The following is a 22692-nucleotide window of genomic DNA, read 5'->3' as shown; positions in this document are numbered from 1 at the left end:
CGGTTATACGAGTTCGACGTCCAGCACTCCCGGCGCCGCCCGCAGCGCGGCGGCGATTTCGGGGGAAATACGGAATTTCTCGGCCAGTTCGACCTCGATCTCGCGCTGCCCGTCGTCCTTGATGACGACGAAGGAGACCAGCCCGTCGCCCCTTGCATTCAGGTGGCGGGTCACCGTCTTCAGGGGACCTGAGTCCCGGACATAGAGGCGCAGGGCCTTCTGCATCCGCACCGACTGCTCCTCCAGCGAGGCGACCGTCTGGATGCGCAGGCCGATGCCTTCCGGACGTTCGTCGGCCTGAACCGTGATGACGAGCGATTTGCCCGGTTCGAGCAGGTCGCGATACTGCGCCAGCGCCTCGGAAAAAAGCACGGCCTCGAACTGGCCCGAGGCATCGGAGAAGGTGACGATCCCCATCTTGTTGCCGGTTCGGGTCTTGCGCTCCTGGCGCCCGGTGACCGTTCCGGCAAGACGGCCCGCCGTCGCCCCCTTCTTCACCGCCACGGAGAAGTCTGCGAAGCTCTGGACGCGCATCTTCGCCAGCACGTCGCCATAGGAATCCAGCGGGTGCGCGGAGAGATAGAAACCGAGCACCTGGTATTCCCGCATCAGCTTCTCGGACGGAACCCAGGGCGAGAAAGGCGGGAAGATCAGCGTCTCGGGGCCGGCCGCGGACGACGAGCCGAACATGTCGGACTGGCCGCTCGTCTTGTTTTCCTGGGCGCGCTGGGCATAGCCGATGATGCGATCGAGGCCGCCGATCAGTTCGGCACGGTCGCGGCCGAAGCAGTCGAAGGCGCCGGCGCAGATGAGGCTTTCCAGCACGCGGCGGTTGATCTGCTTCGGATCGATGCGCAGGCAGAAGTCCTCGATCGACGCGAAGGGCCGGTCGCCGCGGACCTCGACGATGTGTTCGACGGCGGCTTCGCCGACCCCCTTGATGGCCGCGAGCGCATAGTAGATCCGGTTGTCATCGGTCTCGAAACGACGGAACGAGGTCTGCACCGACGGCGGCACGACGGTGATGCCGAGGCGGGCCGCGTCCTGGCGGAAATCGTTCAACTTTTCCGTATTCGCCATGTCGAACGTCATCGACGCGGCAAGGAATTCGGCCGGATAATGGGCCTTCATGAAGGCCGTCTGGTAGGACACGATGGCGTAGGCGGCGGCGTGCGACTTGTTGAAGCCGTAATTGGCAAACTTGGCGAGAAGGTCAAAGATCAGGTCGGCCTGCGGCTTCAACACACCGTTCTTGACGGCACCATCGACGAAGCGGGCCCGCTGCTTGTCCATCTCCTCCTTGATCTTCTTGCCCATCGCCCGGCGCAGGAGGTCTGCCTCTCCGAGCGAATAGCCGGACAGGACCTGGGCGATCTGCATCACCTGCTCCTGGTAGACGATGACGCCCTGGGTCTCCTTGAGGAGATAGTCGATCTTCGGATGAACCGACTCGATCTCCTCCTCGCCATGCTTGCGGGCGTTGTAGACCGGGATGTTCTCCATCGGGCCCGGGCGATAGAGCGCCACGAGCGCGATGATGTCCTCGATGCAGTCCGGCCGCATGCCGATCAGCGCCTTGCGCATGCCGGCGCTTTCCACCTGGAACACCCCGATCGTCTCGCCGCGGGAGAGCATTTCGTAGGTCTTCTCGTCATCCAGCGGAATGGCGGCGAGGTCCACATGGATGCCGCGCTTGGCGACGTAATCGACCGCGGTCTTCAGTACGGTGAGCGTCTTCAGGCCGAGGAAGTCGAACTTGACCAGTCCCGCCTGCTCGACCCATTTCATGTTGAACTGGGTGACCGGCATGTCGGAGCGCGGATCGCGATACATCGGCACGAGCTTCGACAGCGGCCGGTCGCCGATGACGATGCCGGCGGCGTGGGTCGATGCATGCCGGTAGAGGCCTTCGATCTTCTGGGCGATGTCGAGCAGCCGGGCGACGACCGGTTCCTTCTCCGCCTCTTCCTGGAGGCGGGGCTCCTCCTCGATCGCCTTGGAAAGCGGCGTCGGGTTGGCGGGATTGTTCGGCACCAGCTTGCAGATCTTGTCCACCTGGCCATAGGGCATTTCCAGCACGCGCCCGACGTCGCGCAACGCCGCCCGCGCCTGCAGCGATCCGAAGGTGATGATCTGGGCCACCTGCTCGCGGCCATACTTCTGCTGGACGTAGCGGATCACCTCCTCGCGCCGGTCCTGGCAGAAGTCGATGTCGAAGTCGGGCATCGAGACGCGCTCGGGATTGAGGAAGCGTTCGAAGAGCAGCGAGAAGCGGAGCGGATCGACATCGGTGATCGTCAGCGCATAGGCGACCAGCGAGCCCGCGCCCGATCCGCGGCCGGGACCGACAGGGATGTTGTTCTGCTTCGCCCACTTGATGAAGTCCGAGACGATCAGGAAGTAGCCCGGGAACTTCATCCTCTCGATGACGCTCAGCTCGAAGTCGAGGCGCTCGCGATAGTCCTGCTCCGTATAGCCGGGGCTGATGCCGAGAGCGGCAATGCGCCGCTCCAGACCTTCGATCGACTGCCGGCGCAACTCCTCCGTCTCCGCGCGCTCGGCCTCTTCCGGATCGGCCGTGGCGCCGGTGAAGCGCGGCAGGATGGGAGCGCGGGTGTTGAGGATGAAGGAACAGCGCCGGGCGATCTCGACCGTGTTGGCGAGCGCCTCCGGCAGATCGGCAAACAGCGCCGCCATCTCGGCGCGGCTCTTCAGGTAGTGGTCGGGCGTCAGCCGGAAACGGCTGTCGTCGGAGACGATCGCATTGTGCGCGACCGCCATCAGCGCATCATGGGCGTCATAATCGTCGCGCGAGGGAAAGAATGCCTCGTTGGTGGCGACCAGGGGAAGATCGTGCTCGTAGGCAAGGCTGATCATCTTGTGCTCGTGGCGCCGGTCATAGGCGCCGTGCCGCTGCAGCTCGACATAGAGCCGGTCGCCGAACGCCTGCTTCAGCGCCAGAAGCCGTGACCTTGCCTGGGCGGGATTGCCTTCCCGCATCGCCCTGTCGACGGGGCCGCCGGCCGCGCCGGTCAGTGCAATCAGCCCCTCCGTCCCGATCTCCTGGAGCCAGGACAGCTCGATATAAGTGCTGCCATGCCCCTCGCCTCCGAGATAGGCGCGGCTGACGAGATCGACCAGCCGCTCGTAGCCGTCGGCCGTAGAGGCCAGGAGCACGATGGCGGGCTGCTTCGCCATCTGGTTGTTGCGGCGATCCTCTGCCTGATCCTCCATGTCGATGGAGACCTGGCAGCCGATGATCGGCTGGAGACCGTCGCCGATCGCCTTCTGGGCAAATTCAAGCGCGACGAACAGGTTGTTGGTGTCGGTGATCGCGATCGCCGGCTGGCCGTCGGAAAGCGCCTTCGCCAGTACCTTCTTGAGCGGCAGCGCTCCTTCGAGCAGCGAAAATGCCGAATGGACGCGCAGATGGACGAACTGAGGCGAATGCTCTCCGCTCGCTGCACCCGTGCTTTCCATCTCGTCGGCCATCGTCGTCTCTCACCTCATGAATCAGGTGATTTTCCGGCGCGAAGCCTCCCAAGTCCAGTTCGGACTTGCGTCGTCAACGGATATTCCGCCTTCGGCCCGTCTACATGGCCAGCATGAGCATGGAGATGCTCGCGATGAAGGTTGCAATGGAAGCGAATGCGGCGATGTCCCGAATGAAATCAGTCATGGTCGTCTCCCTTGTTCCTTTATGTTTTTATTTTGTTCTATTTTTGTCCAATGAGTCAAGCGCGAAACGAAACGAGAACAAAAAGGGCCGCCGTTGCCGGCAGCCTCGGTATACAAAAGGTTAAGAGGGAAGCTTCAGAAGCCGACGACCTTGCCGCCGTCGATCGTTACCCGCCGGTCCATGCGGGATGCCAGGTCGTGGTTGTGGGTGGCGATCAGGGCCGCGAGGCCGGACTGCTTCACCAGCGCCTCCAGCGCATCGAACACATAGGAGGCGGTTTCCGGATCGAGGTTGCCGGTCGGCTCGTCGGCAAGAAGGACGCGCGGGGCATTGGCGACGGCGCGCGCAATGGCGACGCGCTGCTGCTCGCCGCCGGAGAGCTCTGCCGGACGGTGATCGGCGCGATGGCCGATGCGCATGTAGTCGAGAAGCTGGCTTGCCCGCTCCTTCGCCTCCCGCTCGGGAAGCCCTGCGATCAGCTGCGGCATCATGATGTTCTCGAGCGCCGTGAATTCCGGCAGCAGGTGGTGGAACTGATAGACGAAACCGATCTCGCTGCGGCGGATGGCGGTGCGGTCGTCGTCGGGAAGGCCGTTGCAGGCATGGCCGCCGACGAAGACCTCGCCGCCATCGGGATGTTCCAGCAGTCCGGCGAGATGCAGGAGAGTGGATTTCCCGGTTCCCGAAGGCGCCACGAGCGCGACGATCTCGCCGCTGCGCAACTCGAAATCCGCACCCTTGAGGATGGAAAGCGTGGTTTCGCCCTGGCCATAATGTCTTTCGACACCGGAGAGCTTCAGGACTGTCTTGCCTGCCATAAGGGATCTGGTCCTATTCGTATCGGAGGGCCTGCACCGGATCGAGCCGCGAAGCCCGCCAGGCGGGGAAGATGGTGGCGATGAAGGAGAGCGTCAGCGCCATCAGCACGACCGAGAGCGTCTCGCTGAAGCTCATCTCCGCCGGGAGCTGGCTGAGGAAATAGAGTTCGGGATCGAAAAGCACCGTACCTGAAAGCCAGGAAAAGAACTGCCGGATGGATTCGATGTTGAGGCAGACGATGACGCCGAGGACGACGCCGGCGAGCGTTCCGACCGTGCCGATCGCCGCGCCGGTCATGAAGAATATCCGCATCACCGCGCCGGAACTCGCCCCCATTGTGCGCAGGATGGCGATATCGCTTCCCTTGTCCTTCACGAGCATGATGAGGCCGGAAATGATGTTCAGCGCCGCCACGAGAACGATCAGCGTGAGGATCATGAACATGACGTTCCGCTCGACCTGCAGGGCGGAAAAGAAGGTCTGGTTGCGCTGGCGCCAGTCGGTGATGTGGATCTGCCGCCCGGCGGCCGCCTCCACGAGCGGGCGCAACCCGTCGACGCCCTCGGGATGGTCGACGAACAGCTCGATCGACTGCACCAGTCCGCCGGCATTGAAGTAGAGCTGCGCCTCCTCCAGCGGCATGAAGATCATCGTCGCGTCGTATTCCGACATGCCGATCTCGAAGACGCCGGAGACGGGATAGGACTTGACCCGCGGATTGACCCCCATCGGGGTAATGTCGCCCTCGGGCGAGATCAGCGTGATGTCGTCGCCGGCGGTGATCCCGAGCGAGGCTGCAAGCCGCGAGCCGACCAGAACGCCCTGCCCCGACGCAAAGCCGATTATGTCGCCCTGACGGATGTTGTTGGCGACTTCGCCGAGCTTTTCCAGGTCTTCCGGGCGCACGCCGCGGACGAGCGCGCCGGAGCCGGCCCCGGCGCGACCGGAGGCGAGCGTCTGCCCCTCGACCAGCGGCAGCGCGATCCGCACGCCCGGCACGGCCTGGAACTTGGCCGTCAGGTCCGCATAGTCGGTAAATGGCCCGTCCACCGGCTGCACGATCATGTGGCCATTGATGCCGAGGATGCGGGAGATCAGTTCGGTGCGGAAGCCGTTCATGACGGCCATGACGATGATCAGCGTCGCGACGCCCAGCATGATGCCGATGAAGGAGAAGCCGGCAATGACGGAGATGAAGGCTTCCTTCCGGCGGGAGCGCAGGTAGCGCCACGCGACCATGCGTTCGAACGCGGAAAAGGGCCCGGCAGCCGATCCGTGGCCTTCCCTGTTCGTCTGCTCCCCTGCCGTCACGCTCGCCATCCGTCCGTCCCTAGCCTCAACTCATCGTCCATCCGGTGACGCGGCCTCAGCCGGCCAGCCGGTTCATCGCGGCTTCGAAGGTCATCACCTCGCGGGCACCGGTCTTGCGGTCCTTGACCTCGACCTCGCCGGCTGCCGCCGAACGCGGGCCGACGATTACCTGGACCGGCACGCCGATCAGGTCGGCGGTCGCGAACTTGGTGCCGGCGCGGTCGTCGCTGTCGTCATAGAGGACGTCCCTGCCGGCCTTGCCGAGGCCCGCATAGAGGTTTTCCGACAGCCGGTCGCATGCCTCGTCGCCCGGCTTCATGTTGATGACGACGACGTCGAACGGGGCGACGGCCTCCGGCCAGATGATTCCGTTCTCGTCATGCGAGGCTTCGATGATGGCGGGAACAAGGCGCGTCGGGCCGATGCCGTAGGATCCCATGTGGACAAAGTGTTCCTTGCCGTCCGGACCCTGCACCTTGGCGCCCATCGGCTCGGAATACTTGGTGCCGAAATAGAAGATGTGGCCGACCTCGATGCCACGGGCGGACAGGCGGTCGCTCTCGGGGATGGCATCGAAGGCCGCCTCGTCGTGCATTTCGGAGGTCGCCGCATAGACGGACGTCCACTTGTCGAAGATCGCCTGCAGGCCCGCGACGTCGTCGAAATCGGTATCCGCGGAGGGGATGTCGAAATCGACGAAGGCCTTGTGGCTGAAGACTTCCGATTCGCCGGTCTCGGCGAGGATGATGAATTCGTGGCTGTGATTGCCGCCGATCGGGCCGGTATCGGCGCGCATCGGGATGGCGCGCAGCCCCATCCGCGCGAAGGTGCGCAGATAGGCCACGAACATCCGGTTGTAGGAGTGGATGGCATCCTGCTGCGTCAGGTCGAAGGAATAGGCATCCTTCATCAGGAACTCGCGCGAGCGCATCGTGCCGAAGCGGGGGCGGATCTCGTCGCGGAACTTCAGCTGGATATGGTAGAGGTTCAGCGGCAGGTTCTTGTAGGACTTCACGTAGGAGCGGAAGATGTCGGTGATCATCTCCTCGTTCGTCGGGCCGTAGAGCAGCGGACGGTCCTGCCGGTCCTTGATGCGCAGCATTTCCTTGCCGTAGTCGTCATAGCGGCCGCTCTCCTGCCAGAGTTCGGCCGATTGCAGCGTCGGCATCAGCAGCTCGATCGCGCCGGAGCGATTCTGCTCCTCGCGGATGATCCGGTTGACCTTGTCGAGGACGCGCTTGCCGAGCGGGAGCCAGGAGTAAATGCCCTGGCTCTGCTGGCGGATCATCCCCGCCCGCAGCATCAGGCGGTGGGAAACGATCTCCGCTTCCTTGGGATTTTCCTTGAGGATCGGCATGAAATAGCGGGATAGGCGCATGGAATGTTCCGAAGTTTCGACGTCCCCACCGGGAATCGCGGTTTTCAAGCTGGTTGGCTGCGTTCATAGCGGTTTCGCCGGGCCAAGGAAACCCGCCGACCGGTGCGTTCGTCACGTTCGCGGCCCCGTCGCACGACCGCAAACCCGACCCTTCGAGGGCGGCGCCGTGACAGCGATGCGACATTTCAGCCGATGACGAAATAATATTTTGAGTGTAGCCAAATTACAAAAAAGCAGGTGACAAGGCCCAATCTTTAGGCTAGCTTCGGCCCATAAAAGAGGCAGGAAGTACAAATTCTTGCCGACCTCGCGGTCAAGTCTTGGGAGGATCAGATCTCAGGCGCGTTCGACGCAGCCCCGGCAACGGTAAGGATCACGCGAAACTGGAAACAAGGCCTAACGGCCTTGTTTTTTTTTGCCCTTCAGCCTTGGAGACTATCCGAATTCCGGCACGATGCGGGGAAGATTGCCGATGCTGAGGCCGAAATAATTCGAGGCGAGGAACCACGCCGCATAGATTGCAGCTGAAATCGCCGTCGTCAGCAGAAGCACGCGGCCTGCCCGGAACCGGGCCGGGGCACTTTCCACCGTTCCCAGCGTCACGTCCCCCTCATCGCCCTGCGAACGCATACCGAGCGGCAGCACGGCGAAAAGCGTGATCCACCAGATGATGAAGTAGACGGCGAAGAAGGAGAGAAACGACATTCGAGGGGTTCCTGTGATTTCGCGCTTATAGCCGCAAACGCAGTGACCTCAAACCCGCCGGCGCGGGCGGAGTGTCACACCTCTTCGAGCTCGACCAGCGTGCCATTCATGTCCTTTGGGTGCAGGAAGAGCACCGGCTTTCCATGGGCGCCCGTCTTCGGGTTGCCGTCGCCCAGCACGCGAAGACCGCTCGCCCTCAACTGGTCACGGGCGGCCAGGATGTCGTCCACCTCGTAGCATATGTGGTGCATGCCCCCCGACGGCGACCTTTCGAGGAAGGCCGCGATCGGGGAATCGGCGCCGAGCGGCTCCAGAAGCTCCACCTTGGTATTGTCCAGTTCGACGAAGACGACGGTCACGCCGTGCTCCGGGAGGGGCTGCGGCTGCGATACACGCGCGCCGAGCACATCCCGATAGATCGCAGTCGCCTGCGCGAGATCCGGGACCGCAATGGCGATGTGGTTGACCCGGCCAAGCATGACGTTCCCCTAGACCTTGTTGACGAACACGGTAACCACGGGCTTCTTGCCCCAGGCTTCGTTGGCGGCGGAGCGCACCGCGCGTCGGATTGCCTCGCGCACCATCTCAAGGTCCTTGCGGCGGGCCCGCGGAATGCTCTCCACCGCGCCGAGCACGGCATCGTACAAGGTGTCCTCCATGTCCTCGCCCTCCTCATCGAACTCCGGCAGGCCGAAGGCGACGAGGTCCGGATCGCCGATGAAGTCGAACCGGCTGTCGAGAAGCACGTTCACCGAGACATGGCCGACATAGGAGAGCTTGCGGCGGTCGCCGATGCCCATCTCGTCGAGGTCGCCGATCAGCTTGCCGTCCTTGAAGATGCGGCCGTGGGCCACCTGGTCGATGACCTCGGCCGGTCCCGGGGCAATCCGCAGCACGTCACCGTTGCGCACCCGCGGAATGGTCGGGATGCCCGCCTGCGCGCCAAGCTCGGCCTGGGCGGTCAGGTGGGCGGCCTCGCCATGGACCGGCACGAGGATCTGCGGGCGGGTCCACTCGTACATCCTGACGAGTTCGTTGCGGCGCGGATGGCCGGAGACGTGAACCAGCGCGTCCGCATCGGTGACGATGTTGATGCCCTGGTCGATCAGGCCGTTCATGATGTCGAGGATCGCCTTCTCGTTGCCGGGGATGGTCCTCGAGGAGAAGACGACGGTATCGCCGGCCGCGAGCGCGACATTGCGCATCTCGTCCCTGGCGATCTTGGCAAGTGCGGCCCGCGGCTCGCCCTGGCTGCCCGTGAGGACGACCACGACCTTGTCGCGGGGAATGTATCCGTATTCGTCCTCCGCGATGAAGGGCTGTATCCCCTCCATGAGACCGACGTCGCGGGCGACATTGACCACCCGCTTCATCGAACTGCCGAGCAGCAGGACCTCGCGACCGGCCGCCTGGGCCGCGCGGGCGATGGAGCGGATACGGCCGACATTCGACGAGAAGGTGGTGATCGCCACCCTGCCCTCGGCCTCCTCGATGATCTTCCGCAGGCCGTGCGAGACCTCTTCCTCGGAGGGAGAGACGCCGTCGCGGTTCGCATTGGTGGAATCGCACATCAGGGCGAGCACGCCCTCGTCGCCGATCGCCCGGAAGCGTGCCTCGTCGGTCATCGGACCGAGCGAGGGGGCCTGGTCGATCTTCCAGTCGCCCGTATGGACGACGTTTCCGAGCGGCGTGCGGATCACCAGCGACATTGGCTCGGGAATGGAGTGGTTGACGGCGACCGCCTCCACATCGAACGGCCCGATCGAGATCCGGTCGCCGGCCTTGAACGGCGTCACCGGAATATCGGCGCGCGTGCCCTCGTAATTGCGCTTGGCTTCCAGCATTCCTGCCGTAAAACCAGAGGCATAGACCGGAACGTTGAGGCCGGGCCACAGGTCGTTCAGGGCGCCGTAGTGATCCTCGTGCGCATGGGTGATGATGATGGCCTTGAGGTTCTCGCGCTCCTTGGCCAGGAAGCGGATGTCGGGGAGGATCAGATCGACGCCCGGCAGTTCCGGGCCGGCGAAGGTCACGCCGCAATCGACCATGATCCACTGGCGTTTGCCGGGCGTGCCGTACCCGTAGAGCGCCAGGTTCATGCCGATCTCGCCGACACCTCCGAGCGGCAGAAACACCAGTTCTTCCTGTCTAGCCATAACGTCCTTATTCCGTTCTTCCAAAGAATACATCACCGGCTGCTACGGACAAAACCTGTCCTGTGCCGGTCTCGAGCTGCAGCAGCCCCTGTCCATCAATGCCCGCAAACCTGCCGGATAGCGAGCGGTCGGGGAGGTTCACGGTGACGGGCTCGCCGATCCCGCAGGCGACCTCCAGCCAGCGCCTGCTGATCTCCGCCACGCCGCGCCCCTCATCCCATGATTCCAGAACCATCGCCATCTCGTTGAAAAGATGCGCGAACACTTCTTCGGGAGCCACGTGGCAGCCGTGGTCTTCGAGCCGGGTCACGGGATAACTGGTTGCGTCCGGCATGTGCCGGATATTGATACCGATCCCGATGACCAGCGCCTGCCTGCCGTCCGGAAGCTTCTCAGCCTCGATCAGGATGCCGCAGGTCTTCCGGCGTCCGATCAGAATGTCGTTCGGCCACTTCACCTCGACCGGTTCGGAGCCCGGCGGCAGGACCCTCCGGATGGCGCCATGCACCGCAAGCGCGACGGCGAGCGGGAGCGAACCCAGGCGGTCCATCGGGGCGGCGTCGATGAGGAGCAGCGAGGCGTAGAGGTTGCCGGCTTCGGAGGTCCAGGCCCTGCCGCGGCGTCCGCGGCCGCTCGTCTGGCGCGTCGCCGTCAGCCAGAGGCGGCCCGGGTCACCCGCCCTTGCGCGCGCCAGGCATTCGGTATTCGTGGAACCGACATCACCCAGCGCCTCGTGGCGGAACGCCTCCAGCGAGAAGCGTCCCGTTGGTCTTGCCATCCTCAGAAGAAGGACTTCGCCGCGGCGTTGGCGGCGTTGCCGACCGGTCCGCCGAAGAGGACGTAGGCCGTGACGAAGAGGCCCGAGAGACCGAAGACGAGGCGGAGTTCTCCGGAAATGCGCGCAAACTCGCCGGTCGCCTCATCGAACCACATCAGCTTGACGATACGCAGGTAATAGTAGGCACCGACAACGGAGGTCAGGACGCCGATGACCGCCAGCGCGTAGAGCTTGGCCTCGATCGCCGCGACGAAGACGAAGTACTTCGCGAAGAAACCGGCCAGCGGAGGAATACCCGCCATGGAGAACATCAGCGCGGTCAGCACGACTGCCATGAACGGCTTGGTCGATGCGAGGCCTGCGAGATCGTCGACGTTCTCGACGTTCTCGCCTTCCTTGCGGCGCATGGCCATGATGCAGGCGAAGGTGCCGAGCGTCATCACCATGTAGATCAGCATGTAGAGCATGACGCCCGATACGCCGGTCTCCGTGCCGGCGGCGAGGCCGACCAGCGCGAAGCCCATGTGGCCGATCGAGGAATAGGCCATCAGTCGCTTGATGTTGCGCTGGCCGATCGCGGCGAAGGATCCGAGAAGCATCGACGCGATGGAGACAAAGACGAGGATCTGCTGCCAGTCGGCGACGATCGGCGAGAAGGCTTCCGAAACGACGCGGACGAGGATCGCCATGGCGGCAACCTTGGGACCGGCCGCGAAGAAGGCGGTCACGGGCGTCGGCGCGCCTTCGTAGACGTCCGGCGTCCACATGTGGAACGGCACGGCCGAAATCTTGAAGCAGACGCCGGCGAGCACGAAGACGAGACCGAAGACGAGGCCCAGCGAACGGGTCTCGGAGGAGAGAACCGCGGCGATCTCGTCGAAGCCGGTATTGCCGGTGAAGCCGTAGACCAGCGAGCAGCCGTAGAGCAGCATGCCCGAGGAGAGCGAACCCAGCACGAAGTACTTCAGGCCGGATTCGGTCGAGCGGAGGCTGTCCCGGTTGATCGCGGCGCAGACATAAAGCGCCAGCGACATGAGCTCGAGGCCGAGATAAAGGGCCAGGAGGTCGTTGGCTGAGATCAGGAGCATCATGCCCAGAGTCGCCAGCACCATCAGGACCGGGAACTCGAAGCGGTCGAGCTGTTCTGAGCGGGCATGGCCGACCGTCATGATCATCGCCGTCACCGAGCCGATCAGGGCGACGACCTTCATGAACCGCGCGAAGGGATCGAGCAGGAAGGCGCCGCCATAGGCCTCGCCCTCACCCGGCGCCAGAACCAGCCAGAGGCCCGCCGCGATCAGCAGGGCAACGGCAAGGCCGGTAACCGTCGGTGCGGAACGGTCGCCGGAGAAGACGCCGATCATCAGGAGCGCGAGCGCTCCCACCGCCAGAATGATTTCCGGCATGGACAGTTGCAGGCTAGCGAGGAGAAGTTCAGAGCTCATGTCCGATTATGTCCTGTCTCAGTGCACTGTCAGTGCAAGGTCTTGCGCAGCCTGCAGGGCGGCGGCGTAATTGTTCACAAGCAGATCCACCGACGCCGACGTCGCATCGAAGATCGGTGCGGGATAGACCCCGTAAAAGATCGTCAGCACCATCAGCGGGTAGAGGATCAGCTTTTCGCGGGTCGTCAGGTCGCGGAGGCCCTTGAGGCTTTCCTTCTCCAGCCCGCCGAAGATCACCCGGCGGTAGAGCCAGAGCGCGTAGCAGGCCGAGAGGATAACACCCGTCGCGGCGAAGAGCGCAACCCAGGTGTTGACCTGGAAGACCCCGATCACGGTCAGGAATTCGCCGACGAAGCCCGACGTGCCGGGCAGGCCGACATTCGCCATGGTGAAGACCATGAAGGCGACGGCATATTTCGGCATGTTGTTGACGAGCCCGCCATAGGCCGAGATCTCGCGGGTATGGAGGCGGTCATAGATGACGCCGACGCAGAGGAAGAGCGCGCCGGAGACGATGCCGTGCGACAGCATCTGGAAGATCGCGCCCTGCACGCCCTGCACGTTGGCGGCGAAGATGCCCATGGTGACATAGCCCATGTGCGCGACCGAGGAGTAGGCGATCAGCTTCTTGATGTCGTCCTGCATCAACGCCACCAGCGAGGTGTAGATGATCGCCAGCACCGAGAGCGTGAAGACGAAGGGCGCGAAGTAGTCCGACGCCAGCGGGAACATGGCGAGCGAGATACGGATGAAGCCGTAGCCGCCGAGCTTCAGCATGACGCCGGCCAGGATGACGGAACCGGCCGTCGGCGCCTGCACGTGCGCATCCGGAAGCCAGGTGTGGACCGGCCACATCGGCATCTTCACCGCGAAGGCTGCGAAGGCAGCCAGCCACAACCACGTCTGCAGGTTGGCCGGGAAGTTGAACTTCAGCAGCTCGACCATGTCGGTCGTGCCGGCCTGCCAGTACATGGCCATGATGGCGAGCATCATCAGCACCGAACCGGCAAGCGTATAGAGGAAGAACTTGTAGGACGCGTAGACGCGATCCTTGCCGCCCCAGACGCCGATGATGACGAACATCGGGATCAGCGTCGCTTCGAAGAAGACGTAGAAGAGGACGATGTCGAGCGAGACGAACACGCCGACCATGACGACTTCCAGGAGCAGGAAGGCGATCATGTATTCCTTCAGCCGCTTCTCGACCGACTGCCAGCTTGCCAGCACGCAGAAGGGCATGAGGAACGTCGTCAGGATGACGAACAGCATGGAAATGCCGTCCACCCCGAGGTGGTAGGAAATTCCGGTCGTCAGCCAGGCATGCTTCTCGACCATCTGGAAGCCGGGGTTCGAATTGTCGAAGCCGATCCAGATGAAGAGCGAGACGACAAAGGTGAAGACCGTCGTCAGCAGCGAGACGTTCAGGATATTGCGGCGCCCGTAGGTGCTGTCCTCGCGGGTGAGCAGGAGGAGGAACACGCCGACGAGCGGCAGGAAGGTGACCGTCGAGAGAATTGGCCAGTCGGTCATTACATTGAGCTCCCGAGCATCATCCAGGTGACGAGGGCGGCGACGCCGATCAGCATCGCGAACGCATAGTGATAGAGGTAGCCGGACTGCAGGCGCACGACGCTGCGGGTCACGTCGACGACGCGCGCGGCGACGCCGTTCGGGCCATAGGTATCGATGATGCCGATGTCACCCTTCTTCCAGAGGAAGCGACCGAGAGCCTTGGCGGACCGCACGAACAGGAAGTCGTAGATCTCGTCGAAGTACCACTTGTTGAGCAGGAACTCGTAGAGGACCTTTTGCGACGCGGCCAGGCGACGCGGCGTCTCCGGCGACTTGATGTAGAAGTACCAGGCCGTCGCGAAGCCAACCGCCATGGCGATGAACGGGCTCCACTTGACCAGCAGCGGCACGTGGTGGAACTCCTCGAGGATCTGGTTGGCGGGCAGCGTGAAGAGCGCGCCCTTCCAGAACTCGTTGTACTCGTGGCCGAAGAAATAGCCCTGGAACACGACGCCGGCGCCAACCGCGCCGATGGCGAGGATGTAGAGCGGCACCAGCATGACCTGGGGCGATTCATGGACGTGGTGCATCACGTCGGCCGAGGCCCGCGGCTTGCCGAAGAAGGTGAGGAAGGCGAGCCGCCACGAGTAGAAGCTCGTAAACAGCGCCGCGATTACCAGCAGCGTGAAGGCAAAGCCAGCGGCCACCGAATGCGAGGCATAGGCGGACTCGATGATGAAGTCCTTCGAGAAGAAGCCGGCGAAGCCGATCATCGTACCCGGGATGCCGACGCCCGTCAGCGCCAGCGTGCCGATCGTCATCATCCAGAAGGTGACAGGGATGTGCTTGCGCAGGCCGCCCATGTAACGCATGTCCTGCTCGCCATCGACGGCGTGGATCACGGAGCCTGCTCCAAGGAAGAGCAGCGCCTTGAAGAAGGCGTGGGTGAACAGGTGGAAGATGGCGGCGCCATAGGCCCCTACCCCCAGCGCGACGAACATGTAGCCGAGCTGCGAGCAGGTGGAATAGGCGATGACGCGCTTGATGTCGTTCTGCACGAGACCGACGGTCGCGGCGAAGAATGCGGTGATCGCACCGATGATGGTGACGAACAGCAGCGCGTCCGGCGACAGTTCGAAGATCGGCGACATGCGGGCGACGAGGAAGACGCCGGCGGTGACCATGGTGGCGGCATGGATGAGCGCCGAGACCGGGGTCGGGCCTTCCATGGCGTCCGGAAGCCAGGTGTGCAGAAGGAACTGCGCCGACTTGCCCATAGCACCCATGAAGAGCAGCAGGCAGATGACGGTCAGCGCACCGGCGCGGGTCAGCTCCATGCCGAAGATGTTGGCGATCACTTCACCGCTGTCGGCGGCACCTGCGGCGGGGATATAGTTGGCGGCTGCGGCGAAGATCGTCTCGAGGTTGATCGAGCCGAACAGCATGAAGATGCCGGCAATGCCGAGAAGGAAGCCGAAGTCGCCGACGCGGTTGACGATGAAGGCCTTCATCGCGGCAGCCGTGGCGGAGGGCTTCTTGTACCAGAAGCCGATCAGCAGGTAGGAGGCAAGGCCCACGCCTTCCCAGCCGAAGAACATCTGCGCCAGGTTGTCGGAGGTCACCAGCATCAGCATGGCGAAGGTGAACAGCGACAGGTAGGCGAAGAAGCGCGGCCGATGCGGGTCGTGGTGCATGTAGCCGATCGAGTAGATGTGAACGAGCGACGACACGGTGTTGACGACGACGAACATCACCGCCGTCAGCGTGTCGATCCGGAAGGCCCACTCGACGTCGATGCCGCCGGACTGGATCCAGCGCAGGACCTCGACCTTGATGACCTCGTGGCCATCGCCATGCGACATCGCGACGTTGAAGAAGACGATCCATGACAGGATCGCGACGATCACCATCAGACCGCTGGTGATGTATTCCGAAGCCTTTGCGCCGATCGACCGGCCGAACAGGCCGGCGATCAGGAAGCCGATCAGGGGAAGGAAGACGATTGCCTTGTAGATCATGACCTGATCAGCCCTTCATCATGTTGACGTCTTCGACGGCGATCGACCCGCGGTTGCGGTAGAAGACGACGAGAATTGCAAGACCGATGGCCGCTTCGGCAGCCGCGACGGTCAGAATGAACAGTGCGAACACCTGCCCGACGATGTCGTTCAGGTAGGAGGAGAAGGCCACCATGTTCAGGTTGACCGACAGCAGAATCAGCTCGATCGACATCAGGATGATGATGACGTTCTTGCGGTTCAGGAAGATGCCGAACACGCCGAGGATGAAGAGGATGGCGCTGACGGTGAGGTAGTGGGAGAGAGCGATTTCCATGTCCGTTTCCTTCTTCGCCTGCCTCAGAGACCCTGGCCCGACTTCACCTTGACCACCTCGACGGCGGTCTCCGGCGTGCGGGCAACCTGGCGGGAGACGTCCTGGCGCTTGATGTGCGTGCGGTGGCGGAGGGTCAGTACGATGGCGCCGATCATGGCGACTAGCAGCACAAGACCGGCGATCTGGAAGAAGTAGACGTAGTGGGTATAGAGAACGTCTCCCAGCGCCGCCGTGTTGGTGCGTTCCGCCGGGTTCGGGATCGGCATGGTGATGGCTTCCGCCGCCTGCGGGGTCAGGACGCTGCCGCCGATCACGATGATCAGCTCGGCCGCGACGATCAGCCCGATCAGGATGCCGACCGGCGCATATTGCAGCACCCCTGCCCGCAGTTCCGCGAAGTCGATGTCGAGCATCATGACCACGAAGAGGAAGAGCACCGCGACCGCGCCGATGTATACCACCAGCAGGATCATCGCCAGGAACTCCGCACCGGTCAGCAGGAACAGGCCGGCCGCGTTGAAGAACACCAGGATCAGGAACAGAACCGAATGAACCGGGTTGCGTGACGAGATGACCATGAAGGCCGACGCCACCGCGACGAACGCAAAGAGATAGAAGAAAACAGCCTGCAGACCCATCGTGGTGCCTTTTCGTCCTCATCGGGGATCGGCTTTCCGCCTCTCCCCGCTTCATCCGGCCGCCCGCGGCGTGCCGGAAAGTACATTGCATGTGCGGCCACCGTCGACGGTGGCCCGTGCGTCAGCGGTACGGCGCGTCCTGCGCCATGTTGCGCGCGATCTCGCGCTCCCAGCGGTCGCCGTTCTCCAGAAGCCGCGCCTTGTCGTAGTAGAGCTCTTCGCGCGTCTCTGTCGAAAACTCGAAGTTCGGGCCCTCGACGATCGCATCCACCGGGCACGCCTCCTGGCAGAAGCCGCAATAGATGCACTTCACCATGTCGATGTCGTAGCGCACGGTGCGGCGGGTTCCGTCGTTACGGCGGGGCCCGGCCTCGATCGTGATCGCCTGCGCGGGACAGATCGCCTCGCACAGCTTGCAGGCGATGCAGCGTTCCTCGCCGTTCGGATAGCGGCGCAGCGCGTGCTCGCCACGGAAGCGCGGCGATACCGGGTTCTTCTCGAACGGGTAGTTGACCGTCGCCTTGGGTCGGAAGAAGTAGCGCATCGACAGGAAGAAGGCGCCGACGAACTCCTTCAGGAAGAGCGAACTGACGGCCTGAGTCACACTTGCCATCGTTATTCTCCAGTAGGGCTCGAGAGAAGGCGGGCCATGTTATGCCCACCCCATCAGCTTGAGCACGAATGCGGTAATGATGACCATGGCCAGCGAGAGCGGAAGGAAGACCTTCCAGCCCAGCCGCATCAGCTGGTCGTAGCGGTAGCGCGGTACGAATGCCTTCACCATCGAGAAGATGAAGAAGACGAAGAGCACCTTGAGGATGAACCAGATGATGCCCGGGACCCAGTTGAGGATCCAGATATCGACCGGGGGCAGCCAGCCGCCGAGGAAGAGGATCGTCGTCAGCGAGCAGATCAGCAGGATCGCCGCATACTCGCCGAGCATCAGCATCATGTACGGGGCCGAAGAATATTCGACCATGTAGCCGGCCACCAGTTCGGATTCCGCTTCCGGAAGGTCGAAGGGCGGGCGGTTGGTCTCGGCGAGACCCGAGATGATGAAGATGACGAACATCGGGAAGAGCGGCAGCCAGTGCCAGTCGAGGAAGGAGTTCGGCAGGCCCATCATCGTGCCGAGGCCGTCCCTCTGCGCGAAGACCATGTCGGAGAGGTTCAGCGAACCGACGCAGAGAAGAACGGTGACGATGACGAAGCCGATCGAGACCTCGTAGGAAACCATCTGCGCGGCGGAACGAAGCGCGCCGAGGAACGGGTACTTCGAGTTCGACGCCCAGCCCGACATGATCACGCCGTAGACTTCCAGCGAGGAGATGGCGAACACGTAGAGGATGCCGACATTGATGTTGGCGATCACCCAGTTCTCGTTGAACGGGATCACCGCCCATGTGGCGAGCGCCAGCGTCACGGCCACGAGCGGGGCAAGGAGGAAGACGCCCTTGTTGGCACCAGACGGGATGATCGGCTCCTTGAAGACGAACTTCAGGAGGTCGGCGAACGACTGGAACAGCCCCCAGGGACCGACCACGTTCGGACCACGGCGAAGCTGGACAGCCGCCCAGATCTTGCGGTCGGCGTAGAGGATATAGGCGATGAAGACCAGAAGGCAGACGAGGACGAGCAGAGACTGCCCGATCATCACCAGCGCCGGCCACGCGTAGGTCGAGAAAAATGTACCGTCCATATTCCTGTTACTCCGCCGCAGCCTGGAAATTGTTGCGGGCAAGCGCCGAGCACTCGGCCATTACTGCCGATGCCCGTGCAATCGGGTTCGTCAAATAGAAGTCTTTGATCGGGGACGCAAACGCGGACTTGCTCATCTCACCGGCTTTTTGCCCCAATGCCGCCACATGGGCGACGTCGCCGGCGGCGATCTCGTCCAGATCGGCGAAATGCGGATAGGCTTCGTAGAGCTTGGCACGCAGGGCCGAGAGCGAATCAAACGGCAGCTTCTTGCCCAGCACGTCCGACAGGGCGCGGATGATCGCCCAGTCCTCTCGCGCCTCGCCCGGCGGGAATGCAGAGCGGTTGCCCATCTGTACGCGCCCCTCGGTGTTGACCCAGGTGCCCGACTTTTCGGTATAGGTCGCGGCCGGCAGGATGACGTCGGCATGGTGGGCGCCGTTGTCGCCGTGGCTGCCGATATAGACGGTGAACTTCGCGCCCTTGCGGGTGAAGTCCAGCTCGTCGGCGCCGAGCAGGAAGAGCACGTCCATGGTTGCCAGCATGTCCGACGCACCGACGCCGTTCGCACCCGGCACGAAGCCGAGGTCCAGCGCGCCGACGCGGGAAGCCGCCGTGTGCAGCACCCCGAAGCCGTTCCACTCCGCCGTGACGGCGCCCAGCGAAGCGGCAAGCTTTGCGGCGGCGCCGAGGATCGCAGCGCCGTCCGGACGGGCAAGCGCGCCCTGGCCGACGATGATCATCGGGTTCTTGGCGTTGCGCAGCGTCTCGAGGAAGCTACCGGAACCGTTGACGAGCTCATTCAGCGTGTCCGGTCCGGCGCCGAGATATTCATGGCCGTAGCGCAGGTCGACATTCTCGCCGATCACGCCGATCGGGAAATCGCCGCGGCGCCAGCGCTTGCGGATGCGCGCGTTGAGCACGGTCGCCTCGAGCCGCGGGTTCGCGCCGATCAGCAGCAGCGCGCCGGCGCGCTCGATGCCTTCGATCGTCGGGTTGAAGAGGTAGCTGGCGCGGCCGAGCGACGGGTCCAGCGCGGCGCCATCCTGGCGGCAGTCGAGGTTTTCCGAGTCGAGCGAACGGATGAGTTCCTTCAGCGCATACATTTCCTCGACTGCGGCAAGGTCACCGGCGACAGCGCCGATCTTGTCTGCGGACGCGGCCGAAACGGCAGCCTTGATCGCGGCGAAGGCCTCGCCCCAGCTTGCGGGCTGCAGGCGACCGTCACGCCGGACATAGGGCCGGTCGAGGCGCTGCGTCTTCAGGCCGTCCCAGATGAAGCGGGTCTTGTCGGAGATCCATTCCTCGTTCACCAGTTCGTTGACGCGCGGCATGATGCGCATCACTTCGCGGCCGCGCGTATCGACCCTGATCGCCGAACCGACGGCATCCATCACGTCGATGGTTTCCGTCTTGTTCAGCTCCCACGGACGCGCCGTAAAGGCGAAGGGACGCGAGGTGAGCGCGCCGACGGGGCAGAGGTCGATGACATTGCCCTGCAGTTCGGAGGTCATCGCATGCTCGAGATAGGTGGTGATCTCGGCATCCTCCCCGCGGCCGATGAGGCCGAGTTCGGAAATGCCGCCCACTTCGGTCGTGAAGCGGACGCAGCGCGTGCAATGGATGCAGCGGTTCATCACCGTCTTGACGAGCGGGCCGATATACTTGTCTTCGACGGCGCGCTTGTTCTCGGTGTAGCGGGAGGCATCCATGCCGAAGGCCATGGCCTGGTCCTGCAGGTCGCACTCGCCGCCCTGGTCGCAGATCGGGCAATCCAACGGGTGGTTGATGAGCAGGAACTCCATCACGCCTTCGCGGGCCTTCTTGACCATCGGCGTGTTGGTGAAGACTTCCGGCAGTTCGCCGTTCGGGCCGCCCCGGATGTCGCGCACGCCCATGGCGCAGGACGCCGCCGGCTTCGGCGGGCCGCCCTTCACCTCGACCAGACACATGCGGCAGTTGCCCGCCACCGACAGGCGTTCGTGGAAACAGAACCGCGGAACCTCGGCACCGGCTTCCTCGCACGCCTGCAACAGCGTGAAATGATCCGGAACCTCGATTTCCTTGCCGTCGATCTTCAGCTTTGCCATCGTATCACTTACGTCCTGTGCTCAATCCCGCAGCCACGGCCGGGGAAAAATCCTTACTTCGCCAGCTTCTTGGCCTGGCCCACCCAATCGTCCCGGCCGATGCGTCCATCCAGTCCGAGCGCCTCGTCGAACTTCGCGACATCGGCGTCCTTCCAGGCGGCGATCTGGCCGAGGCTGGTAATGCCCTGCCCGTTCAGAACCTTCTCCAGCTTGGGGCCGATGCCGGCAATCCGTTTCAGGTCGTCGCCGGCTGTTGCCTTCGGCTTTGCGGTCGTGGCCTTCCGCGCGCCGGCTTTCGCAGCCGGCTTTTCCCGGCCCTGCTTTTTCTCAACCGGCTTTGACGCAGCCTCGACCGAACGGTCACCGGACGCAGACTTCCGCGCTTGCCCGGCCGTTTGCGCGGGCGTTGCGACGGACGGAGAGACCACCTCCTCCGCCTTCGGCTCCTGCGGGCTTTCCGGCGCGCGGGCGGGCGAGCCCGCCATGCGGTTCTGCGCCTCCAGCGCGCCCTGAAGGGCCCCGAAGAAGGCGCCGGCGAACTGTCCGGCAATGCTCATGCCGACGGCAGTGGCGGCCGCCATTGCCGCGGTCGACTGCGCCAGAAGCGGGTTTGCGGCCATGGCTTCGGCGAAATCGGCATAGACGGAAGCCGGCGCCGGCTTGGCCGTCGCTGCTCCTTCCTGCTTTTCTTCCACCGGCTTGGCCACGTTTCCTACTCCGCTGCTTCCATGACGGCGCCGTGCGCCAGGGCGTTATGGGTGTAGCGGTCGATGCGCGCCTCGATCTCGGGGCGGAAGTTGCGGATCAGGCCCTGGATCGGCCAGGCCGCTGCATCGCCGAGCGCGCAGATCGTGTGTCCCTCGATCTGCTTGGAGACCTGGAACAGCATGTCGATCTCGCGCTTCTGGGCATTGCCGCGCACCATGCGCTCCAGCACACGCATCATCCAGCCCGTGCCTTCGCGGCAGGGCGTGCACTGACCGCAGCTCTCGTGCTTGAAGAAGGCCGCGATGCGCCAGATCGCCTTGATGATGTCCGTCGACTTGTCCATGACGATCATGCCGCCGGTGCCGAAGGAGGACTTCACCTCGCGCATGCCGTCGAAGTCCATGATCGCGTCGGCCATGTCCTCGCCGCGCACCACCGGGCAGGAGGCACCGCCGGGGATGACGCCGAGCAGGTTGTCCCAGCCGCCGCGAATACCGCCGCAGTGCCGCTCGATGATCTCGCGGAAGGACAGGCCCATGGCTTCCTCAAAGGTGCAGGGCTTGTTGACGTGGCCGGAGACCATGAACAGCTTGGTGCCGACATTGTTCGGGCGGCCGATCGAGGAGAACCAGCCCGCGCCGCGGCGCAGGATCGTCGGCGCCACCGCGATCGATTCGACGTTGTTGACGGTGGTCGGGCAGCCGTAGAGGCCCATGTTCGCGGGGAACGGCGGCTTCAGGCGCGGCTGGCCCTTCTTGCCCTCGAGGCTTTCGAGGAGCGCGGTTTCCTCGCCGCAGATATAGGCGCCGGCGCCGTGGTGGACGTAGATGTCCATGTCCCAGCCGTGCTTGTTGTTCTTGCCAAGGAGGCCGGCGTCATAGCATTCGTCGATCGCCGCCTGCAGCGCCTCGCGCTCGCGGATGTATTCGCCGCGGACGTAGATGTAGGCGGTGTGGGCGCCCATGGCGAAGCTCGCGATCACGCAGCCTTCGATCAGCGTATGCGGATCGTGGCGCATGATGTCGCGGTCCTTGCAGGTGCCGGGCTCGGATTCGTCGGCGTTGACCACGAGGTAATGCGGGCGGCCGTCGGACTCCTTCGGCATGAAGGACCATTTCAGGCCGGTCGGGAAGCCGGCGCCGCCGCGACCGCGCAGGCCCGACGCCTTCATCTCCTCGATGATCCAGTCCCTGCCCTTTTCAAGGATCTGCTTGGTGCCGTCCCAATGACCACGGCTCATCGCCCCCTTCAGGGACTTGTCCTTGAGGCCGTAGATATTGGTAAAGATGCGATCCTGATCTTTTAGCATGATCTATTCCACCGGTCCGCCGACACTTGCCGGCCGTTGTTATGCATCGCGCGGCCCGGCGAGCGGGCCGCAGAAGAGTTCGCATTCCCTACGAAGCGTCGCCTTCCGGCGTCGTCTTCTTGCGTGTCCGCT

At 63.7% G+C, this 22692-nt stretch carries 18 protein-coding genes; all 18 read right to left on the bottom strand.

From position 1 onward, the window contains the following. Positions 1-3: 3 nt before the first annotated feature. Complete coding sequence (gene dnaE, locus ACWGPT_RS08255) at positions 4-3492, bottom strand: DNA polymerase III subunit alpha (protein ID WP_452605117.1); 3489 nt, start codon at positions 3490-3492, stop codon at positions 4-6. 321 nt (positions 3493-3813) lie between these two features. Next, positions 3814-4497 (bottom strand): ABC transporter ATP-binding protein, encoded by a 684-nt coding sequence (locus ACWGPT_RS08250; RefSeq protein WP_452605116.1) that lies wholly within the window; start codon positions 4495-4497, stop codon positions 3814-3816. A 13-nt stretch (positions 4498-4510) separates the two neighbouring features. Continuing rightward, positions 4511-5818 (bottom strand): lipoprotein-releasing ABC transporter permease subunit, encoded by a 1308-nt coding sequence (locus tag ACWGPT_RS08245; protein WP_452605115.1) that lies wholly within the window; start codon positions 5816-5818, stop codon positions 4511-4513. Between the two features lie 46 nt (positions 5819-5864). Then, positions 5865-7187, bottom strand: a complete 1323-nt coding sequence (proS, locus tag ACWGPT_RS08240; protein WP_452605114.1) for a proline--tRNA ligase — start codon at positions 7185-7187, stop codon at positions 5865-5867. A gap of 435 nt (positions 7188-7622) precedes the next feature. Further along, complete coding sequence (locus ACWGPT_RS08235) at positions 7623-7892, bottom strand: DUF1467 family protein (protein WP_452605113.1); 270 nt, start codon at positions 7890-7892, stop codon at positions 7623-7625. Between the two features lie 74 nt (positions 7893-7966). Beyond that, the gene (gene mce, locus ACWGPT_RS08230; RefSeq protein ID WP_452605112.1) at positions 7967-8371 is read right to left on the bottom strand and encodes a methylmalonyl-CoA epimerase; all 405 of its coding nucleotides are present in this window, start codon (positions 8369-8371) and stop codon (positions 7967-7969) included. A gap of 9 nt (positions 8372-8380) precedes the next feature. Next, positions 8381-10048, bottom strand: coding sequence for a ribonuclease J (locus ACWGPT_RS08225; protein ID WP_452605111.1), 1668 nt, complete (start codon positions 10046-10048; stop codon positions 8381-8383). 7 nt (positions 10049-10055) lie between these two features. Further along, a complete protein-coding gene (locus ACWGPT_RS08220; protein WP_452605110.1) occupies positions 10056-10826 on the bottom strand; it encodes a biotin--[acetyl-CoA-carboxylase] ligase in 771 nt (256 codons plus the stop codon). 2 nt (positions 10827-10828) lie between these two features. After that, positions 10829-12271: an NADH-quinone oxidoreductase subunit NuoN gene (gene nuoN, locus ACWGPT_RS08215; protein ID WP_452605109.1), complete on the bottom strand. Its 1443-nt coding sequence runs from the start codon at positions 12269-12271 to the stop codon at positions 10829-10831. Positions 12272-12289: 18 nt separating this feature from the next. Beyond that, positions 12290-13801 (bottom strand): NADH-quinone oxidoreductase subunit M, encoded by a 1512-nt coding sequence (locus ACWGPT_RS08210; protein ID WP_452605108.1) that lies wholly within the window; start codon positions 13799-13801, stop codon positions 12290-12292. Then, positions 13801-15801, bottom strand: a complete 2001-nt coding sequence (gene nuoL / locus ACWGPT_RS08205; protein ID WP_452605107.1) for an NADH-quinone oxidoreductase subunit L — start codon at positions 15799-15801, stop codon at positions 13801-13803. Before nuoL ends, ACWGPT_RS08210 begins: the two co-directional genes overlap by 1 nt. Before the next feature lie 7 nt (positions 15802-15808). Beyond that, positions 15809-16117: an NADH-quinone oxidoreductase subunit NuoK gene (gene nuoK, locus ACWGPT_RS08200; RefSeq protein WP_452605106.1), complete on the bottom strand. Its 309-nt coding sequence runs from the start codon at positions 16115-16117 to the stop codon at positions 15809-15811. 23 nt (positions 16118-16140) lie between these two features. Next, positions 16141-16755, bottom strand: a complete 615-nt coding sequence (locus tag ACWGPT_RS08195; protein ID WP_452605105.1) for an NADH-quinone oxidoreductase subunit J — start codon at positions 16753-16755, stop codon at positions 16141-16143. 121 nt (positions 16756-16876) lie between these two features. Then, complete coding sequence (gene nuoI, locus ACWGPT_RS08190; protein WP_452605104.1) at positions 16877-17368, bottom strand: NADH-quinone oxidoreductase subunit NuoI; 492 nt, start codon at positions 17366-17368, stop codon at positions 16877-16879. Positions 17369-17407: 39 nt separating this feature from the next. Then, positions 17408-18454 carry an NADH-quinone oxidoreductase subunit NuoH gene (gene nuoH / locus ACWGPT_RS08185; protein ID WP_452605103.1) on the bottom strand — a complete coding sequence of 349 codons (1047 nt, stop codon included), beginning with the start codon at positions 18452-18454 and terminating at the stop codon, positions 17408-17410. Positions 18455-18461: 7 nt separating this feature from the next. Further along, a complete protein-coding gene (gene nuoG / locus ACWGPT_RS08180) occupies positions 18462-20543 on the bottom strand; it encodes an NADH-quinone oxidoreductase subunit NuoG (RefSeq protein ID WP_452605102.1) in 2082 nt (693 codons plus the stop codon). A 53-nt stretch (positions 20544-20596) separates the two neighbouring features. Continuing rightward, positions 20597-21250 carry a 5' DNA nuclease gene (locus ACWGPT_RS08175; protein WP_452605101.1) on the bottom strand — a complete coding sequence of 218 codons (654 nt, stop codon included), beginning with the start codon at positions 21248-21250 and terminating at the stop codon, positions 20597-20599. A gap of 5 nt (positions 21251-21255) precedes the next feature. Further along, positions 21256-22560 (bottom strand): NADH-quinone oxidoreductase subunit NuoF, encoded by a 1305-nt coding sequence (nuoF, locus tag ACWGPT_RS08170; RefSeq protein WP_452605100.1) that lies wholly within the window; start codon positions 22558-22560, stop codon positions 21256-21258. Positions 22561-22692 lie beyond the last annotated feature (132 nt).

This window comes from Pseudorhizobium sp. NPDC055634 (assembly GCF_053618655.1).
The sequence above is the reverse complement of the archived record's forward strand: the minus strand, read 5'-3'. Positions and strand labels throughout refer to the sequence as shown.

Bases quoted from the DNA above. Each gene is read 5' to 3' on its own strand.
- dnaE (WP_452605117.1), bottom strand. From the start codon at position 3,492: ATGGCCGACGAGATGGAAAGCACGGGTGCAGCGAGCGGAGAGCATTCG.
- ACWGPT_RS08250 (WP_452605116.1), bottom strand. From the start codon at position 4,497: ATGGCAGGCAAGACAGTCCTGAAGCTCTCCGGTGTCGAAAGACATTAT.
- ACWGPT_RS08245 (WP_452605115.1), bottom strand. From the start codon at position 5,818: ATGGCGAGCGTGACGGCAGGGGAGCAGACGAACAGGGAAGGCCACGGA.
- proS (WP_452605114.1), bottom strand. From the start codon at position 7,187: ATGCGCCTATCCCGCTATTTCATGCCGATCCTCAAGGAAAATCCCAAG.
- ACWGPT_RS08235 (WP_452605113.1), bottom strand. From the start codon at position 7,892: ATGTCGTTTCTCTCCTTCTTCGCCGTCTACTTCATCATCTGGTGGATC.
- mce (WP_452605112.1), bottom strand. From the start codon at position 8,371: ATGCTTGGCCGGGTCAACCACATCGCCATTGCGGTCCCGGATCTCGCG.
- ACWGPT_RS08225 (WP_452605111.1), bottom strand. From the start codon at position 10,048: ATGGCTAGACAGGAAGAACTGGTGTTTCTGCCGCTCGGAGGTGTCGGC.
- ACWGPT_RS08220 (WP_452605110.1), bottom strand. From the start codon at position 10,826: ATGGCAAGACCAACGGGACGCTTCTCGCTGGAGGCGTTCCGCCACGAG.
- nuoN (WP_452605109.1), bottom strand. From the start codon at position 12,271: ATGAGCTCTGAACTTCTCCTCGCTAGCCTGCAACTGTCCATGCCGGAA.
- ACWGPT_RS08210 (WP_452605108.1), bottom strand. From the start codon at position 13,801: ATGACCGACTGGCCAATTCTCTCGACGGTCACCTTCCTGCCGCTCGTC.
- nuoL (WP_452605107.1), bottom strand. From the start codon at position 15,801: ATGATCTACAAGGCAATCGTCTTCCTTCCCCTGATCGGCTTCCTGATC.
- nuoK (WP_452605106.1), bottom strand. From the start codon at position 16,117: ATGGAAATCGCTCTCTCCCACTACCTCACCGTCAGCGCCATCCTCTTC.
- ACWGPT_RS08195 (WP_452605105.1), bottom strand. From the start codon at position 16,755: ATGGGTCTGCAGGCTGTTTTCTTCTATCTCTTTGCGTTCGTCGCGGTG.
- nuoI (WP_452605104.1), bottom strand. From the start codon at position 17,368: ATGGCAAGTGTGACTCAGGCCGTCAGTTCGCTCTTCCTGAAGGAGTTC.
- nuoH (WP_452605103.1), bottom strand. From the start codon at position 18,454: ATGGACGGTACATTTTTCTCGACCTACGCGTGGCCGGCGCTGGTGATG.
- nuoG (WP_452605102.1), bottom strand. From the start codon at position 20,543: ATGGCAAAGCTGAAGATCGACGGCAAGGAAATCGAGGTTCCGGATCAT.
- nuoF (WP_452605100.1), bottom strand. From the start codon at position 22,560: ATGCTAAAAGATCAGGATCGCATCTTTACCAATATCTACGGCCTCAAG.